The sequence below is a fragment of the Streptomyces sp. CA-181903 genome, assembly GCF_050937075.1.
Taxonomy (GTDB): Bacteria; Actinomycetota; Actinomycetes; order Streptomycetales; family Streptomycetaceae; genus Streptomyces.
Window position 1 is genome coordinate 3,995,352 of sequence record NZ_JBNJLY010000001.1, and the last position, 16,221, is coordinate 4,011,572.

Genomic DNA, 16,221 nt, shown 5'->3' on the forward strand with positions numbered 1-16,221 from the left:
GGATCCAGACCCTGACCCGGACGCGCCGAAGGGGAGCTCCGTGCGAGACGACGACGAGATCATCCGCTTCTGGCGCGCCCTCGCCCTCCCGGGCCTCATCGACGTGCACACCCACTTCATGCCCGAGCGCGTCCTCACCAAGGTCTGGTCCTACTTCGACGCGGCCGGCGAGCGGATCGGCCGCCCGTGGCCGATCACCTACCGGGACGCCGAGGACGACCGGGTGCGCACCCTGCGCGCCTTCGGGGTGCGCGCCTTCACGTCGATGATCTACCCGCACAAGCCGGGCATGGCCGACTGGCTCAACACCTGGGCGGCCGACTTCGCCGCCCGTACGCCGGACTGCCTGCACACCGCCACCTTCTTCCCCGAGCCGGGAGCCGTCCGGTCGGTCCGGACGGCGCTCGACGCCGGCGCCCGGATCTTCAAGGCGCACCTTCAAGTGGGCGCCTACGACCCGTGCGACCCCCTGCTGGACGGCGTGTGGGGGCTGCTGGCCGAGGCGGGTGTGCCGGTGGTGACGCATTGCGGTTCCGGTCCGGTGCCGGGGCCGTTCACCGGCCCGGAGCCCATCGGGCGGGTGCTGGCCCGGCATCCGCGACTCCGGCTGGTCGTGGCCCACATGGGCGTCCCCGAGTACGGCGCCTTCCTCGACCTGGCCGAGCGGTACCCGGGGGTGCACCTCGACACGACCATGGCGTTCACCGACTTCATCGAGGACGTGGCGCCGTTCCCCGTCGCGGAGCGCCCGCGGCTGGCGGCGCTGGGGGACCGGATCCTGTTCGGCAGCGACTTCCCCAACATCCCCTACGGGTACGGGCACGCCCTGACCGCCCTCACCCGGCTGGGGCAGGACGACGACTGGCTGCGCGGAGTGTGCCACGACAACGCGGCGCGGCTCCTCGGCGTCCCGGCCCCGGACGACCACGACCACGGCGGCGGAGCTCCGGCCGCCGGATGACCGCGGTCGCCACTCCTCTCCCTCCCCTCGCCCGGATTCTCAGACGTTTCCCAGATGGCGGAAAGGCGGTTCTCAGGGGCCCGGCGCACTCTCATGAGCATGACCATCGCATCGACGGAAGCGCGCCCCCGCCCCGCTCTCGGAGCCCCAAGTGCCCGGCCCTACCTGGCCGTAGGCGATCTGGTCCTGGACGAGACGAACCGTGAGGCGATCCGCGGCGGTACGGCGATCCCGCTGACGGCGACGGAGTACGCGCTGCTGCGCCAGCTCATGCGGGAGCCCGGCCGGGTGCTCAGCAAGACGCTGCTGCTGGACCGCGTGTGGGCGCACTCCTTCGGCCGGGGCGACCGGGGCAATGTGGTCGAGCTCTATATCTCCTATCTGCGCAAGAAGATCGACGCCGGCCGGCCGCCGATGATCCACACCCGGCGCGGCATGGGCTACGTCCTGAAGCCGGCGCCCTGACGCACACCGTGCGCCACACGTCGTACGTGGCACCCCCACACCCCCACACCCCCGCAGCACCCCGCGCGCCACGCCACACACCGCAAGCCACACCCCCACACACACCGCACATACCCCCGGACGACACTTCTTCTACGGCGTACGACGAATTACCTGTACACCGTAGATCTCTGCTTGTACGGTGTAGACCGATCACGTCGGCCTGCCCTGCAAGGAGCCCGCCATGGCGGCGTCCACCCCTCTCTCGTCACCCCTTTCGGAAGCACCTCACCCCGCCCGTAACCCCACCCGCTGGGTGATCCTGGGTGTCATATGCCTCGCGCAGCTCACCGTGCTGCTCGACAACACCGTTCTCAATGTGGCGATCCCGTCGCTCACCACGGAGATGGGCGCCGCGACCGCCGACATCCAGTGGATGCTCAACGCGTACTCGCTGGTGCAGTCCGGTCTGCTGCTCACCGCCGGCAACCTCGCCGACCGCTACGGCCGGAAGAAGATGCTGGCCATCGGGCTCGCGCTGTTCGGCCTCGGCTCGCTCGGCGCCGGACTGTCGGAGACCACGGGCCAGTTGATCGCCGCGCGGGCCGGCATGGGCGTCGGCGGCGCGCTGCTGATGACCACCACGCTCGCCGTCGTCGTCCAGGTCTTCGACGACGAGGAGCGCACCAAGGCGATCGGCATCTGGGGCGCGGTGAGTTCGCTGGGCTTCGCCTGCGGGCCGCTGATCGGCGGCACCCTGCTCGACCACTTCTGGTGGGGCTCGATCTTCCTGGTCAACATCCCGGTGGCGGTCGTCGGCCTGGTCGCCGTCCTCAAGCTGGTGCCCGAGTCGAAGAACCCGGCCGGCGACCGCCCCGACCTCCTCGGCGCCCTGCTCTCCACCCTCGGCATGACCGGCATCGTCTTCGCGATCATCTCCGGTCCGGAGCACGGCTGGACGTCCGGCCGGGTGCTGCTCTCCGGCGGCGCCGGCCTCCTGATCATGGCCGCGTTCGTGCTGTGGGAGCTGCGCATCCCGTACCCCATGCTCGACATGCACTTCTTCCGCAACCGCCGCTTCGTCGCGGCCGTCATGGGCGGGATCCTGGTGGCGCTCGGCATGGGCGGATCGTTCTTCCTGCTCACCTCGCACCTCCAACTGGTGCTGCACTACGGGCCGCTGGAGACCGGGCTGCGGATGACGCCGCTGGCCCTGATGATCGTCGTCCTCAACCTCACCGGTGTCGGCGCCCGGCTGATGGCGAAGCTCGGCGGTCCGTTCACCATCGCCGGCGGCATGACGCTGCTGGCCGCCGGCCTGGCCGTGATCGCCTGGACCGGAGCGCACGGGTACGGCGGGATGTTCGCCGGCCTGGTCCTGATGGGCACCGGCATCGCACTGGCCTCGCCGGCCATGGCCACCGCGATCATGTCGGCCATCCCGCCGGAGAAGGCCGGGGTCGGCGCCGGGGTCAACGGCACGCTCCAGGAGTTCGGCAACGGGCTCGGCGTCGCCGTCCTCGGCGCGGTGCTCAACTCCCGTTTCGCCGCGCTGCTCCCGGCCGTCGCCGCCGGGGCCGGTTCGCTGCCGGAGGCCCTGGGCAAGGCCCGGACGGCCGCGCAGCGCTCCGAGGTGCAGGACGCGTTCGGGTCCGGTGTGCAGGCGGGCCAGCTGGTCGGCGCGGCGGCCGTGCTGGCGGGCGGCATCGTGGCGGCCTTCCTGCTGCGCAGGGCCGAGCGGACCGACGCCGCTGCCGCCCCGGCGGGGCCGGGCGTTTGAGAACGGCGTGGTCGGCAGGGCCTAGCATCAGGGACAGGGCAGCGAAGCGGTGGAAAGGGAACGCATGACCGGCGGCAATCGCGCGGGGTACCCGAGGACCAGCATCTGGCTGGCCGAGGAGAAACCCTCGCCGCGGCGCAGGGCGTCCGCGGACCGGTCCCGGGAGCAGCCGGGCTCGCTGGACCGCGAGCGGATCATCGCCACCGCCGTCCGGCTGCTCGACGCCGAGGGGCTGGCCAAGTTCTCCATGCGCCGCCTGGCCGCGGAGCTGGGAGTGACCGCCATGTCGGTCTACTGGTACGTCGACAACAAGGACGACCTCCTCGAACTGGCCATGGACGAGGCGAGCGGCGAGATCGCGCTCCCCGACCCGGACGCCGCGGACGCCGACTGGCGCGACCAGCTCCGGCACCTCGCACACGAGTACCGCGGGGTGCTCACTCGGCACCCGTGGGTGGCCCGGCTCGTCGGCCAGTACCTCAACATCGGCCCCAAGGCGATGCGGTTCTCCGACGTCACCCTCCGGGTGCTCCGGCGCAGCGGGGTCGAGCCGAGCCGGATCGCGGGTTCGCTGGGCGCGCTGTTCCAGTTCGTCTACGGCTACGCCACCGTCCAGACGCTCTACGCGGAGCGCTGCCGGGAAGCGGGCGTCGAGCAGGACCAGTACTTCAAGGAGATCACGGACACGGTGACCGAGCGGGCGGACTTCGTGGACCGGTACCAGGAGAGCGTGGAGATGGCGCGCAGGGTGCGCGACGGGTCGCTCGACGACATGTGGGAGCGCGATTTCGCCGTCGGGCTGGACACGGTGATCGCGGGCATCGAGGTGATGCGGGCCCGGGTGCGGGACGAGACGCCGTAACGTTCCGGAGACGGTGAAGGCCCCTTCCCCGCGTCCCTGAGACGCCGAAGGCCCCGCGCGTGCGTCCCGGAGACATGCATTCCGGAGACATGGAAGGCCCCCGTCCGCGAAGGAGATTCCTTCGCGGACGGGGGCCTTCACCATCGGCGAGCGGGAAAGCACTCGGCCCCGGAAGCCGTGCGCAGGCCGTCCCCTGCCTTGTGTGCGCACCGCTTCCGGGGCCGTTCGCCCGGGGTCATCTCATGCCGTTCGGCCCCGGGCCGCCGGCCGGTCGTCTCCGCTCGTGGACGCCCGGCCGGAGTCTGTGAGGCGCGGGGCCTCAGGCCGCGTTCGCGGGCTCGGCGTCCTTCGCCGGGGCGGAGGTGTCCGCCGGCGCGCCGGGCCGGCCCTTGAGGGCCACTTCCTTGATGAACAGGGTCAGCAGGAAGGCGATCAGCGCGGTCGGGGCGGCGTAGCTGAAGACGTCGCCGACGCCGTGCCCGTAGGCGCTCTCCATGATCGAACGCAGCGGCTCGGGTAGGTGCTTGACGTCGGGGATACCGCCGCCGCCCCCGCCCTGCTTGGCGATGGCCGCGCCCTTCGGGCCGAGGGCGTCAGACCGTCCTTGACGTAGTCCGTGACCCGGTTGGCCATGACCGCGCCCAGCGCCGAGACGCCGACCGCACCACCGAGGGAGCGGAAGAACGTGACGACCGAGCTGGCGGCGCCGAGGTCCTTGGGGGCGACCTGGTTCTGCGAGGCGAGCACCAGGTTCTGCATCATCATGCCCATGCCGAGGCCCATGAGCGCCATGTAGCAGGCGAGCTGCCAGTACGGGGTGTCGTACCGGATGCTGCCCAGCAGGCCCAGACCGGCGGTGAGCAGGACGCCACCGGAGACCAGCCATGCCTTCCAGCGACCGGTCTTGGTGATGACCTGACCGGAGACGGTCGAGGAGATGAAGAGACCGGCGATCAGCGGGATGGTCATGACGCCGGACATGGTCGGCGTCTCGCCGCGGGCCAGCTGGAAGTACTGCGAGAGGAAGACGGTGCCGGCGAACATCGCCACACCGACGAAGAGGCTCGCCGCCGAGGCGAGGGCGATCGTCTTGTTGCGGAACAGCCGCAGCGGGATGATCGGCTCCGCGGCCTTGGACTCGACCAGGATGAAGATCGCGCCCAGCAGGACGGATCCGCCGATCATGACGGCGGTCTGCCAGGACAGCCAGTCGTAGTTCTTGCCGGCCAGGGTCACCCAGACCAGCAGCAGCGTGGCGGCGGCGGATATGAAGAACGCGCCGAGCCAGTCCACCTTCACCTGCCGCTTGACGACCGGGAGGTGCAGGGTGCGCTGGAGCACGATCAGGGCGAGGACCGCGAACGGCACACCGACGTAGAAGCACCAGCGCCAGCCGAGCCAGCTGGTGTCGGTGATCACGCCGCCGAGCAGCGGACCGCCGACGGTGGCGACGGCGAACGTGGCGCCCAGGTAACCGCTGTACCGGCCGCGCTCACGCGGCGAGATCATCGCGGCCATGACGATCTGGGCGAGGGCCGACAGACCGCCGACGCCGATGCCCTGCACGACACGGCAGCCGATGAGCATGCTCGTGTTCTGCGACAGACCGGCCACCACGGAACCGGCGACGTAGACCACCAGCGCGACCTGGACCAGCAGCTTCTTGCTGAAGAGGTCGGAGAGCTTGCCCCACAGCGGCGTCGACGCGGTCATCGCGAGCAGTGCGGCGGTGACGGTCCAGGTGTAGGCGGACTGGCTGCCGTGCAGATCGTGCATGATCTTCGGCAGCGCGTTGGAGACGATCGTCGACGACAGGATCGCCACGAACATGCCGAGCAGCAGGCCGGACAGCGCGCGCATGATCTGGCTGTGCGTCATGTCGATGCCGGGCGCGTCGGACGGTGCGTGATCGGTGTGGCTGTCCCGCACACCTGGCGGTGTGGTCTTGGCCATGGACTTCCTTTTCGTGATGCTGTCGGGCGGTCAGTGGGGTGTACGGGCCGACGGGCAGGCCGCGAGGTCGTGCGCCGGGGAGGCCCCGCCGGGGGCGACGGGCCGGTGGCACTCGCCGAAGCTCTCCCGGAGCCGGCCGAGCAGGCCGACGATCTGGGTGATCTCCGCGTCGCTCCAGTCACCCAGGCAGTGCGCCAGGGCCTCGGTGTAGCGGGCGCTGACGTCGTCCAGCAGCGCCTCGCCGCTGGGGGTGAGGCGCAGCAGCCGGGAGCGCTTGTCCAGCCGGTCCGGCTGCCGGTCGAGCCAGCCCCGTTCCGCGGCGTACGCCACGTGGCGGCTGGTCACCGACATGTCGACGACCAGCAGCTCCGCGAGCTTGCTCATCCGCATCTCGCCGTACCGCTTGAGCAGGGTGAGCACGATGACCGAGGTGGGCGGGCAGTCGGGGGGAAGGACCCGGGCGAGGCCGCGCTTGATGACGCCGATGGCGCTGAGCTGCTGGGCGAGCTCCTGGTACTGCTCGTGCGCGGCCAACGGATCCTCCCGTTTTAAGTTGCTTAGGGCAACCATAGAGGTTGTTGGTTGCTGAAGGCAAACGAAAAGCGGTAAAGGAGGGGTCAAGTTCAACGATAAAACGATGAGTGAAGAGCGCGTGACGGAGCGCGGCGCCTTGGTGGGCGGGGGCGGTGGGGGCGCGTGGCGGGGGCCGCGGGGGTGCGGGTCGGCCGAGGGCGCGGGAGCGGTGCCCCGCGCGCGGGGGCCGGTCCGTCTTCGCTAGGGTCCTGGTCCATGGCCAACCCCCATCAGCAGCCGCATCAGCAGCGTCCCGAGGGCAATTACGACCCGGCGGGCAGCACTCAGATGTTCCGCGCCTTCGTCGACGAGGGCGCTCCCGGGCCGCGTGCGGCCGCTCCGGCGAGCCATGGGCGCTCGTCCTCGTCCGGCCCCCGGGTGGGGCTGATCGTGGGCGTCGTGGCGGCGCTGGCGGTCGTGGCGGCGGTGGCCTGGCTCGCGCTCGGCTGAGGCTGGGGCGCGCGGCAGGGACGCTGGGCAGCGGGCGCAAGGCGGCGGCGCGAGGCGATGGCGCGGCCCTTCCGGTTCGCCCGGGGGCTCTTCCGGCTCGCTGCGGAGGTGTGCGCACGCGACGGGTGCCTCCCCGGGGGCGGGGTGTCCGCCGGGCGGGATGAGGCGCCGGCCCCGCGGCCGTCCATGGGTGGGGCGGCGGGCCGGGCGTGCCGGCGCCGGAGGCGCCGCGTACCAGCCGGACGGCCCGGCGGCCCCCGCCGCGACCTGCGTGCCGCGGCCCGCCGCTGCCGTACCGGGGGTCGGTCGACCGGTGGTGGTCCGTCCTGCCTGCGAAGGGTGGACGAGGCGGCTCAGTCGGAGATGAGGCCCTCGCGCAGCTGGGAGAGCGTCCGGGTGAGCAGCCGGGAGACGTGCATCTGGGAGATGCCGACCTCCTCGCCGATCTGCGACTGCGTCATGTTGGCGAAGAAGCGGAGCATGATGATCTGGCGCTCGCGCGGGGGCAGCTTGGCCAGCAGCGGCTTCAGCGACTCCCGGTACTCGACGCCCTCCAGCGCCGTGTCCTCGTAACCCAGCCGGTCGGCGAGCGAGCCCTCGCCGCCGTCGTCCTCCGGTGAGGGCGAGTCCAGCGAGCTGGCCGTGTAGGCGTTGCCCACCGCGAGCCCGTCGACCACGTCCTCCTCGGAGACGCCCAGGCACAGGGCCAGTTCGGGCACCGTCGGGGAGCGGTCCAGCTTCTGCGCGAGCTCGTCGCTGGCCTTGGTCAGGGCGAGCCGCAGCTCCTGCAGGCGCCGTGGCACCCGCACCGACCAGCTGGTGTCCCGGAAGAAGCGTTTGATCTCGCCGACGACCGTGGGCATCGCGAACGTCGGGAACTCCACCCCGCGTTCGCAGTCGAACCGGTCGATGGCCTTGATCAGTCCGATGGTGCCGACCTGGACGATGTCCTCCATCGGCTCGTTGCGGCTCCGGAACCGCGCCGCCGCGTAGCGCACGAGGGGGAGGTTGAGCTCGATGAGGGTGTCACGGACGTACGTACGCTCGGCGCTGTCCCGGTCCAGGGCCGCCAGCCGCAGGAACAGGGAGCGGGAGAGGGTGCGGGTGTCGATGGCTTCGCAGTCGTCGAGCACGGCGTGCGGTGCGTCGTTGGTGAGCACCTTCGCGCTGCCCAGGTCTACGGACATGCCACCCCCTTGAGGTCGCGGACGGATCACAGCACAGCCCCGGCCGCGGATTCGGCCGAGGATGCAGCCCCCACCCTGAATACCGGAGGCTGCGCTGTGGCAAACGCAGTTCCAGCAGAATGTCACATGTCGGCAACGCGCTGTAGCGTCAAGTCGACATATCTGCCGGGGAGTCCGGAGAGGGTGTCACCCACAAGGGTTAAGCATCGATACGGTTTGCGGATCTCAGCCGGGCGAAGCTCCGTGAGAGCAGCCGCGACACGTGCATCTGCGACACCCCCAACTCCGCGCTGATCTGCGACTGCGTCAGATTGCTGTAGTAGCGCAGCAGCAGGATGCGCTGCTCGCGCTCCGGCAGCTGGACGAGCAGGTGACGCACCAGGTCGCGGTGCTCGACCCCGGCCAGCGCGGGGTCCTCGTACCCGATCCGGTCCAGCAGTCCGGGCAGCCCGTCGCCCTCCTGGGCGGCCTCCAGCGAGGTGGCGTGGTACGAGCGCCCGGCCTCGATGCAGGCGAGCACCTCGTCCTCGCCGATCTTGAGGCGCTCGGCGATCTCGGCGGTGGTCGGCGACCGGCCGTGCAGCACGGTCAGGTCCTCGGTGGCGCCGTTGACCTGCACCCACAGCTCGTGCAGCCGGCGCGGTACGTGCACGGTCCGCACGTTGTCGCGGAAGTAACGCTTGATCTCGCCGACGACGGTGGGCATCGCGAACGTCGGGAACTGCACCCCTCGGTCGGGGTCGAAGCGGTCGATGGCGTTGATGAGGCCGATGGTGCCGACCTGGACGACGTCCTCCATGGGCTCGTTGCGGCTGCGAAAACGCGCCGCGGCGTACCGCACGAGGGGGAGGTTGGCTTCGATGAGGGCGGCGCGCACGCGGGCGTGCTCCGGCGTGCCGGGCTCAAGGGTGGCGAACTTCTTGAACAGCACCTGCGTCAGCGCCCGGGCGTCCGCGCCCCGGCTCTCCCGCGTCTGCGGTTCCCGCGGCGCCTCCTGCGGGGCCTCCCGAGGGGCCTCTCGCGGGATCTCCCTCCGGGGTTCCCGCGGTGGCGGGGGGTTCTCTTCTGACGCCGAGGTCTCCTCTGACGCTGTACGGGCCGGCACGGTCACACCACCCCTTCGCGGTCAGCTCCAGGTCAACTCATCCGTCAAAAGCGGTCATAGCATCACAAGACATGTCCACTGTGTGCAAGCACCGCATAACGCCGTGTTGACCGCGCGAAAAAGGCCCCTCGCCGTGGTGGCGAGGGGCCCGCGCCGGGGCTCCGGCGGAGAACGGGGCTCAGAACGGATAGTCGGCGATCACCCACGTGGCGAACTCCCGCCACAGCCCGACCCCCGCCTGGTGGGCCGGGTGGTCGAGGTAGCGCTGGAGGGCGTCGGCGTCCTCGACGGCGGAGTTGATCGCGTAGTCGTACGCGATCGGGCGCTCGGAGACGTTCCAGCCGCACTCCCAGAAGCGGAGCTCGGGGATCTCCCCGCCCAGCTTCTCGAACGCCTGGACGCCGGCGCGGACGCGGGGGTCGTCGCGCTCGACGCCCTCGTTGAGCTTGAACAGGACGAGGTGACGGATCATCGGACGGCCGCCTTCCGGACGACGGGGGGTGCGAAGGGGGGTACGAAGGGGGATGCGGGACCTGCGGTGCCGGGGTCTGTGACGACAGAGCTTGTGACGGCAGGGTCTGTGACGTCACGGCTTGTGACGCCAAGGCTTGTGGCGTCACGGCTTGTGACGCCAAGGCCTGTGGCGTCAGGGCCCGTGGCGTCCGGGGGCTCCGGCCGACGGGGGCTCACTTGATCAGCTCGGTCATGAACTCGCCGATGCTCTTGGCGGCGTCCGAGATCCCCTCGAAGCCTATCTGGACGAGCTCCGCCGCCCTGGCCGGGGAATGGATGATCGTGTAGCCGATGAAAACGGCGAGCACCCAGAACGTGATCTTCTTGGCCTGCGCCATGCCGTGCGCCTCCCCGTCCGCTTTCTTTCGTTCCTTCTCGTCGAAGTCCCCGTAGCGCTTGCGAGAGTCTATCCGCACAGATGAACGAAGCCGGAGGAGCCGGTCCGGTGCGGATCGCCGGGGATTTCGCCGGGCGGCCGTCCCCTGACGGCGACCGTTCACGCCACCTTTAAGGACTTAAGCCCCGGCGAAGGGGGTCCTTCGCCCACCCGTCCGCCGTTTTCCGGAGCGGAGGATGGGGGAGCGCCCGCCGGATCTGGCAGGAATCCGACGGGCCTGGGACATGGAACCCCTCTGCGGGGTCCGGGCCGCGAGCTTCCCCCTGACTGCGGCCCGTACTCGGGGTCCGTGTCCTCATGGGGGGAAGCGGCTTGTCCCCCCGATGCCGCTTCCCCCGCCTTCCCCCTCCTCCCCGCGTTCGGGCCCCTCCGCCGTCTCTTCGTCCCACTCCGGCCATGCCCGCGCAATTCCGGCGATACCGCCGCCCGAATCCGTACAACCCTCCCGGTGATACCGCGGGAATTTCCAACACGGATGAACTCTGGGTCAGTTGAGGTGAGAAGAGCCCGGTGCCGGGGCACCAGAAAGGCACACGGCCCGAGGCGCTCACCGGCTCGCCGGAGCGGCCGTCCCGGTGCTGTCGCGTGGGAACGGGATCCGGTGTGCTGCGGTACCGAGTGAGGGAGAACGGTGAGGTTCGCATGGGCGGGTACGAGCTCGCCTTCACCATGCGGGAGCGTGTGGCGGGGGGAGCGGTCACCATTGAACTGTCCGGAGAGATCGACATCCTGGCCGAGCAGGAGCTCGGCCCCCGGCTGGAGGCACTGGCCGGACGCCGCCGCGCCGACCTCGTCATCGACCTGCGCGGTGTGACCTTCCTGGACGCGAGCGGCCTCCGCCTGCTGCTCCGCGCCCGCAACAGGGTGGCCCGCGGCGGCGGCCGGCTGCGGGTGGTGCGGGGCGGCCCCCGGGTGTCCAAGGTGATCCGCATCGTGCGACTGGAGCCGGCCTTCCACTGGCTCGACGCGCCGCCGGGCCAGTCTGCCGGTCCCGACGCGGCACCGGGCTTGCCGGCCGGTCCCGACGCGCCATCGGGCCTGCCGGGCGGTCTCGGAGCGCCGGTCGCGACCGGCGCCGGAGCGCCGGAAGCCCCCGGCGGTCCAAGCGCTTCAAACGCTTCAAACGCTCCGGGCGCTCCGGGCGCTTCAAGCGCTCCGGGCGCGCCCGCGGCGCCGTGTTCGGCGGCCGGAGCCCCCGCCGTCCCCGACGAGAACGAGGTGGCGTGCGGGCCGCGGGACGGAAGCGTCCCGGCGTAGCGGTTTCCGGGCCGGGCGGAGGGTGGCGCGGCGGCGGCCGGAGAGGCGCCTCCGCCCACCCGCGCGGCATGTCACGAGCCTCCGCGATAGCGCGAGTGATGCCAACTCCCTTGCGGTGGCGCCATTCTGGCGCCATAGTGACGCCATGGACCTCACTCCCTACGTCGACACCCTCCGCCGGGAGCTCGCGGTCGCCGCGAGCGCGGGCGGGGACGACGCGCGCGCCCTGGCGGAACGGCTGTCCGCGCCACTGGAGTCGGCCGCCCGGCTCACCTTGCTGAACGCGCTCTCCACCGCCATGGAGGAGGTCACCCGCGACCTGGCGCCGGGCTCGGTCGACGTACGACTCCGCGGCCTGGACCCGGAGTTCGTGGTCTCGCCGCCACCGGCCCAGGGCCCCTACGCGGAGGCCGCGGTGCCCGCCACCGCCCTGCCGGCGGCCCCCGCGCAGGGCGACGGCGACGAGGGCGGCACCGCCCGAGTCAACCTGCGGCTTCCCGCGCACCTCAAGGCGCGGGCCGAGGAGGCTGCCGCCCAGGAGGGGTTGTCGGTGAACGCCTGGCTGGTCCGGGCCGTCGCCGCCGCGCTGGAGACCGGCGAGCGCGCCGGCCGCCCGGCGGGCCCCACGCGGCACCGGGGCCAGAGCTTCACGGGCTGGGTCCGCTAGCCCGGCGCCGAGCCGCACGCGCCTGACATCAGCGTGGTGCCACCATGGCGCCACCGGCGTCCTTTCCTGTTTCGCCTCCCACCCAGTCATGAGGACGGCACAGCCATGCCCTTTTTCGAGACGCCCGAACCGGTCGGCGCCACCGTCGAGTTCGACATCGGACTGCTCCGTGTCGTCGCGGGCGACCGGAGGGACACCGTCGTCGAGGTCCTGCCGACCGACCCCGGCGAGGAGGTGGACGTCCGGGCGGCCGCGCAGACGCGTATCGCCTGCTCGGACGGCGCGCTGCTGGTCAAGGGGCCCCGGCAGCGGTCGCTGTTCGGCCCGACCGGCTCGGTCGAGGTACGGATCGAGCTGCCGGCCGGTTCCGACGTGCGGGCCACCGCGCTCATCGGCGACCTCCTCTGCGAGGGCCGCCTCGGCGACTGCCGGCTGAAGACCTCGACCGGGCACGTCCGTGCCGGCGAGACGGCGGCGGCGTGGCTGCGGACGAGCCACGGCGGCATCCGGCTCGACCGCGCGCGGGGCGACGCCGAACTCGTCGGCGCGGGCCCGATCGACGCCGGATCGATCGGCGGCGCCGCCACGGTCAAGAACCTCAACGGCGAGACGGTGCTCGGCGAGGTCGGCGGCGACCTCCGGATCAGTTCGTCGAACGGGCCCATCACCGTCGGCGCCGCCCGCGGGGACGTCGAAGCGCGGTCCGCCAACGGCGGCATCCGGCTGGACGAGGTGGTCCGCGGCCGGGTCACCCTCCAGTCCTCGGCCGGCGACCTGGAGGTCGGCATCGGCCCGGCCACGGCCGCCTGGCTCGACGTCGACACCCGCCTCGGCAGCGTCCGCAACCTGCTCAGCCCGTCGGACGGCCCCGGCGGGGCCGAGCACACCGTCGAGGTCCGCGCCCGCACCGGCATCGGCGACATCGAGATCCGCCGCCCCTGACCGTCCGCCCGCTCGTGACCTCTCACCCACAGAAGGGCAGAACGTCATGAACGCACCACCGACATCCCCCGTACCACCCGGCACGGCGGCAATCAGTGCCACCGGCCTCCGCAAGAGCTACGGCGGCCGGCCGGTGCTGGACGGCATCGACCTGCGCATCCCGGCGGGAACGGTCTTCGCGCTCCTCGGCCCGAACGGCGCCGGCAAGACCACCACCGTGCGCATCCTCTCCACGCTCATCGCCCCCGACGCCGGCGAGGCCCGGGTCGCGGGCCACGACCTGCTCCTCGAGCGCGACGCGGTCCGCACTCACATCGGCGTCACGGGCCAGTTCTCCGCCGTGGACAACCTGCTCACCGCCCGCGAAAACATGACGCTCATGGCGGACCTGCACCACCTCGGCCGCCGCGAGGGCCGCCTCCGCACCGAGGACCTCCTGGACCGCTTCGACCTGACCGACGCGGCCGACAGGACCGCCGCCACGTTCTCCGGCGGCATGCGGCGCAAACTCGACCTGGCCATGACGCTCGTCGGCGCGCCGCGCGTCGTCTTCCTCGACGAACCGACCACCGGCCTCGATCCGCGCAGCCGCCGCGTCATGTGGGAGATCATCCGGGAACTGGTCGACGACGACGGCGTCACGGTGTTCCTGACGACGCAGTACCTGGAAGAGGCCGACCGGCTCGCCGACCGCATGGCCGTCCTGGACGGCGGCCGCCTGGTCGCCGAGGGCACCGCCGGAGAACTGAAGCGCCGGGTGCCCGGCGCCCACATCAGCCTCCGGTTCGCCGACGCCGTCGGACTCGCGGCGGCCACCACGGCGTTCACCACCGGCACCGCCGACCACGAGAACCTCACCCTCCGCATCCCCGGCGACGACAGCGTCCCCACCCTCCGCGCCGTCCTCGACGTCCTGGACCACGCGGCGGTCCGCGCCGAGTCGCTGACCGTGCACACCCCCGACCTCGACGACGTCTTCCTCAGCCTCACCGGCCGCCCGAAGGAGCCCGTACGGTGACCGGCCCCACCCATACCCTCACCCACACCGTCGCCGACTCCCTGACGATGCTGCGCCGCAACCTCACCCACGCCCGGCGCTACCCGTCCCTGACCGCCTCCGTCGTGCTGACGCCGGTGCTGATGCTGCTCCTCTTCACCTACGTCTTCGGAGGCACCCTCGGCGCCGGCATCGACGGCCCGGCCTCCGGCGGCGAGTACGTCGACTACCTCGCGCCCGGCATCATCCTCATGGCCGCCACCTCCGGCGCCCTGGTGACCGCCGTCGGGGTCTGCGTCGACATGACCGAGGGGATCGTCAACCGCTTCCGGACGATGCCGATCTCGCGGTCCGCCTTCCTCACCGGCCATGTGGCCGGCAGCGCCCTCCAGACCATGCTGAGCATCGTCTGCGTCGTCGCCGTCGCCCTGCTCGTCGGCTTCCGGCCGCACGCGGGCCCGGTCGAGTGGCTCGCCGCCGCGGGCCTGCTGACCCTGCTCACCTTCGCCCTCACCTGGCTCGCGGCCGGCATCGGCCTGGTGGCCAGGAACCCGGAGTCGGCCAGCAACATCCCCATGCCCCTCCAGTTCCTCCCCTTCCTCGGCAGCGCCGTAGTCCCCCCGGACTCCATGCCCACGGGCCTCCGCTGGTTCGCCGAGTACCAGCCCTTCACTCCCGTCACGGAAACCCTGCGCGGCCTCCTGACGGGCACGGAAATCGGCACCAGCGGCATCACCGCGGTCGCCTGGTGCCTGGCCCTCACCCTGACCGGCTACCTCTGGGCCCGCACGGTCTTCCACCGCGGCACGGACACCACCACCCGGAAGGAATGACGCCACACAGAAAACGCCGAGGGCCCGACGCGATCACATGGATCACGTTGGGCCCTCGGGCTTGAAGCGGTAGCGGTGGGATTTGAACCCACGGAGGAGTTGCCCCCTCACACGCTTTCGAGGCGTGCTCCTTAGGCCGCTCGGACACGCTACCGAGAGAGAGCTTAGCGGACGAGTGGCCGTGGTCCGAAATCGGTTCTTCGGAGAGCGGGGTGGAGGGGGCTCAGCGGGTGCGGAAGAAGTCGGTGAGGAGGGTGGAGCACTCGGTGGCGAGGACGCCGGCGATGACCTCGGGGCGGTGGTTGAGGCGGCGGTCGCGGACCACGTCCCAGAGGGAGCCCGCCGCGCCCGCCTTCGGGTCGGCGGCGCCGTAGACGACGCGGTCGAGCCGGGAGAGGACGATGGCGCCGGCGCACATCGTGCACGGTTCGAGGGTGACGACCAGGGTGCAGCCCGACAGGCGCCACTCGCCGACCGCGCGGGCGGCCTCGCGGACGGCGAGCACCTCCGCGTGGCCGGTGGGGTCGCCGGTGGCCTCGCGTTCGTTCCGGCCGCGGCCGATGACCGTGCCGTCCGGGGCCAGGACGACGGCCCCGACCGGGACGTCACCCGTTCCGGGGGCGCGCGCGGCCTCCTCCAGGGCGGCCCGCATCGCGGGGAGCCAGGGATCGCGGACGGGGTCGGGACCGGGCGGGCGGCCGGGGGCGGCGTCGTTCATGGCACCAGTGTGGGCGAGCCCCGCCGGCCCGCGCCCCCGCGCCCGTCAGCGGACGGCCTCCAGGACGTCGGTGCAGCCGAGGGCGTCCGCGATCTCGCTGAGGGCGTCCCCGTTCAGGGCGAGGAGCTGCCGTTCGCCGATGCCGGCGTCCTCCAGCAGCCGGGGGTCGCCCAGCGGGCCGCTCGGCACCGCCGCCGCGGCGGCTTCCGCAGTGTCGGCCTCGTCCTCGACGGGCTCCGGCTCGCCGTCCTCGGTGCCGTCGAGGTCGAGGGTGTCGAGGTCGTCGGCGTCGCTGTCGTCGCGGCCGACGAGCTCGTCGACGAGCATGGAGCCGTAGGAACTCCGCTTGGCGAGCAGGCTGTCGGAGAGGAAGATCCGCGGGTCGTCCTCGCCGTCCACCCGGACGATGCCGAACCAGGCGTCCTCCTGCTCGATGAACACCAGGACGGTCTCGTCGTCGAGCGAGGCGTCACGGGCCAGGTCGACGAGGTCGGACAGGGTTTCCACGTTGTCGAGGTCTGTGTCGCTCGCTTCCCACCCGTCGTCGGAGCGCGCGAGCAATGCGGCGAAGTACACCGTGAC

General features: G+C 71.7%; 16 protein-coding genes, 1 tRNA gene and 2 pseudogenes. 10 read left to right on the forward strand and 9 right to left on the reverse strand.

What is annotated here, in order from left to right:
* The first annotated feature begins 40 nt into the window (after positions 1–40).
* The 4 genes and pseudogenes from ACQEVS_RS17865 (at position 41) to ACQEVS_RS17880 (ending at position 4,047) form a co-directional block, all read left to right on the forward strand.
* The gene (locus ACQEVS_RS17865) at positions 41–961 is read left to right on the forward strand and encodes an amidohydrolase family protein (RefSeq protein WP_433021568.1); all 921 of its coding nucleotides are present in this window, start codon (positions 41–43) and stop codon (positions 959–961) included.
* A gap of 165 nt (positions 962–1,126) precedes the next feature.
* A pseudogene (locus ACQEVS_RS17870) lies at positions 1,127–1,426 on the forward strand (winged helix-turn-helix domain-containing protein); the annotation flags it as partial.
* Positions 1,427–1,649: 223 nt separating this feature from the next.
* Positions 1,650–3,185: an MFS transporter gene (locus ACQEVS_RS17875; protein ID WP_433021570.1), complete on the forward strand. Its 1,536-nt coding sequence runs from the start codon at positions 1,650–1,652 to the stop codon at positions 3,183–3,185.
* A 64-nt stretch (positions 3,186–3,249) separates the two neighbouring features.
* Positions 3,250–4,047, forward strand: a complete 798-nt coding sequence (locus tag ACQEVS_RS17880) for a TetR/AcrR family transcriptional regulator (RefSeq protein ID WP_433021572.1) — start codon at positions 3,250–3,252, stop codon at positions 4,045–4,047.
* A gap of 319 nt (positions 4,048–4,366) precedes the next feature.
* Here ACQEVS_RS17880 and ACQEVS_RS17885 read toward each other — a convergent pair.
* Both ACQEVS_RS17885 and ACQEVS_RS17890 read right to left on the reverse strand, forming a co-directional pair.
* A pseudogene (locus ACQEVS_RS17885) lies at positions 4,367–6,000 on the reverse strand (MDR family MFS transporter).
* 30 nt (positions 6,001–6,030) lie between these two features.
* Positions 6,031–6,534: a MarR family winged helix-turn-helix transcriptional regulator gene (locus tag ACQEVS_RS17890; RefSeq protein WP_433021574.1), complete on the reverse strand. Its 504-nt coding sequence runs from the start codon at positions 6,532–6,534 to the stop codon at positions 6,031–6,033.
* 255 nt (positions 6,535–6,789) lie between these two features.
* Here ACQEVS_RS17890 and ACQEVS_RS17895 point away from each other — a divergent pair, with 255 nt between their 5' ends.
* Positions 6,790–7,023, forward strand: a complete 234-nt coding sequence (locus ACQEVS_RS17895) for a hypothetical protein (protein WP_433021576.1) — start codon at positions 6,790–6,792, stop codon at positions 7,021–7,023.
* Positions 7,024–7,376: 353 nt separating this feature from the next.
* Here the strand turns inward: ACQEVS_RS17895 and ACQEVS_RS17900 are convergent, their stop codons facing one another.
* The 4 genes from ACQEVS_RS17900 to ACQEVS_RS17915 form a co-directional block, all read right to left on the reverse strand.
* Positions 7,377–8,210 carry an RNA polymerase sigma factor SigF gene (locus ACQEVS_RS17900; RefSeq protein WP_004943124.1) on the reverse strand — a complete coding sequence of 278 codons (834 nt, stop codon included), beginning with the start codon at positions 8,208–8,210 and terminating at the stop codon, positions 7,377–7,379.
* Between the two features lie 199 nt (positions 8,211–8,409).
* Positions 8,410–9,237 (reverse strand): RNA polymerase sigma factor SigF, encoded by an 828-nt coding sequence (locus ACQEVS_RS17905; protein ID WP_433027656.1) that lies wholly within the window; start codon positions 9,235–9,237, stop codon positions 8,410–8,412.
* A 256-nt stretch (positions 9,238–9,493) separates the two neighbouring features.
* Positions 9,494–9,787: a Dabb family protein gene (locus ACQEVS_RS17910; protein ID WP_433021578.1), complete on the reverse strand. Its 294-nt coding sequence runs from the start codon at positions 9,785–9,787 to the stop codon at positions 9,494–9,496.
* Between the two features lie 214 nt (positions 9,788–10,001).
* The gene (locus ACQEVS_RS17915) at positions 10,002–10,244 is read right to left on the reverse strand and encodes a hypothetical protein (protein WP_433028178.1); all 243 of its coding nucleotides are present in this window, start codon (positions 10,242–10,244) and stop codon (positions 10,002–10,004) included.
* Positions 10,245–10,867: 623 nt separating this feature from the next.
* Here ACQEVS_RS17915 and ACQEVS_RS17920 point away from each other — a divergent pair.
* The 5 genes from ACQEVS_RS17920 (at position 10,868) to ACQEVS_RS17940 (ending at position 14,921) form a co-directional block, all read left to right on the forward strand.
* Positions 10,868–11,482 (forward strand): STAS domain-containing protein, encoded by a 615-nt coding sequence (locus tag ACQEVS_RS17920; protein ID WP_433021580.1) that lies wholly within the window; start codon positions 10,868–10,870, stop codon positions 11,480–11,482.
* A 145-nt stretch (positions 11,483–11,627) separates the two neighbouring features.
* Complete coding sequence (locus ACQEVS_RS17925; RefSeq protein ID WP_433021582.1) at positions 11,628–12,149, forward strand: YlcI/YnfO family protein; 522 nt, start codon at positions 11,628–11,630, stop codon at positions 12,147–12,149.
* A gap of 105 nt (positions 12,150–12,254) precedes the next feature.
* Positions 12,255–13,091: a DUF4097 family beta strand repeat-containing protein gene (locus ACQEVS_RS17930; RefSeq protein ID WP_433021584.1), complete on the forward strand. Its 837-nt coding sequence runs from the start codon at positions 12,255–12,257 to the stop codon at positions 13,089–13,091.
* A 46-nt stretch (positions 13,092–13,137) separates the two neighbouring features.
* Positions 13,138–14,109: an ATP-binding cassette domain-containing protein gene (locus ACQEVS_RS17935; RefSeq protein ID WP_433021586.1), complete on the forward strand. Its 972-nt coding sequence runs from the start codon at positions 13,138–13,140 to the stop codon at positions 14,107–14,109.
* Between the two features lie 47 nt (positions 14,110–14,156).
* A complete protein-coding gene (locus ACQEVS_RS17940) occupies positions 14,157–14,921 on the forward strand; it encodes an ABC transporter permease (protein WP_433027659.1) in 765 nt (254 codons plus the stop codon).
* A gap of 67 nt (positions 14,922–14,988) precedes the next feature.
* Here the strand turns inward: ACQEVS_RS17940 and ACQEVS_RS17945 are convergent.
* From ACQEVS_RS17945 to ACQEVS_RS17955, 3 genes are all read right to left on the reverse strand, one after another.
* Positions 14,989–15,075 (reverse strand) — tRNA-Ser (locus tag ACQEVS_RS17945).
* Positions 15,076–15,144: 69 nt separating this feature from the next.
* The gene (gene tadA / locus ACQEVS_RS17950; RefSeq protein WP_433021588.1) at positions 15,145–15,639 is read right to left on the reverse strand and encodes a tRNA adenosine(34) deaminase TadA; all 495 of its coding nucleotides are present in this window, start codon (positions 15,637–15,639) and stop codon (positions 15,145–15,147) included.
* 45 nt (positions 15,640–15,684) lie between these two features.
* A complete protein-coding gene (locus tag ACQEVS_RS17955; RefSeq protein WP_433021590.1) occupies positions 15,685–16,215 on the reverse strand; it encodes a hypothetical protein in 531 nt (176 codons plus the stop codon).
* Positions 16,216–16,221 lie beyond the last annotated feature (6 nt).

What these genes read in the sequence shown, in the direction of transcription:
- ACQEVS_RS17875 (WP_433021570.1), top strand. Translation starts at nt 1,650, where the DNA reads ATGGCGGCGTCCACCCCTCTCTCGTCACCCCTTTCGGAAGCACCTCAC.
- ACQEVS_RS17880 (WP_433021572.1), top strand. Translation starts at nt 3,250, where the DNA reads ATGACCGGCGGCAATCGCGCGGGGTACCCGAGGACCAGCATCTGGCTG.
- ACQEVS_RS17895 (WP_433021576.1), top strand. Translation starts at nt 6,790, where the DNA reads ATGGCCAACCCCCATCAGCAGCCGCATCAGCAGCGTCCCGAGGGCAAT.
- ACQEVS_RS17900 (WP_004943124.1), bottom strand. Translation starts at nt 8,210, where the DNA reads ATGTCCGTAGACCTGGGCAGCGCGAAGGTGCTCACCAACGACGCACCG.
- ACQEVS_RS17910 (WP_433021578.1), bottom strand. Translation starts at nt 9,787, where the DNA reads ATGATCCGTCACCTCGTCCTGTTCAAGCTCAACGAGGGCGTCGAGCGC.
- ACQEVS_RS17920 (WP_433021580.1), top strand. Translation starts at nt 10,868, where the DNA reads ATGGGCGGGTACGAGCTCGCCTTCACCATGCGGGAGCGTGTGGCGGGG.
- ACQEVS_RS17925 (WP_433021582.1), top strand. Translation starts at nt 11,628, where the DNA reads ATGGACCTCACTCCCTACGTCGACACCCTCCGCCGGGAGCTCGCGGTC.
- ACQEVS_RS17930 (WP_433021584.1), top strand. Translation starts at nt 12,255, where the DNA reads ATGCCCTTTTTCGAGACGCCCGAACCGGTCGGCGCCACCGTCGAGTTC.
- ACQEVS_RS17935 (WP_433021586.1), top strand. Translation starts at nt 13,138, where the DNA reads ATGAACGCACCACCGACATCCCCCGTACCACCCGGCACGGCGGCAATC.
- ACQEVS_RS17940 (WP_433027659.1), top strand. Translation starts at nt 14,157, where the DNA reads ATGCTGCGCCGCAACCTCACCCACGCCCGGCGCTACCCGTCCCTGACC.
- tadA (WP_433021588.1), bottom strand. Translation starts at nt 15,639, where the DNA reads ATGAACGACGCCGCCCCCGGCCGCCCGCCCGGTCCCGACCCCGTCCGC.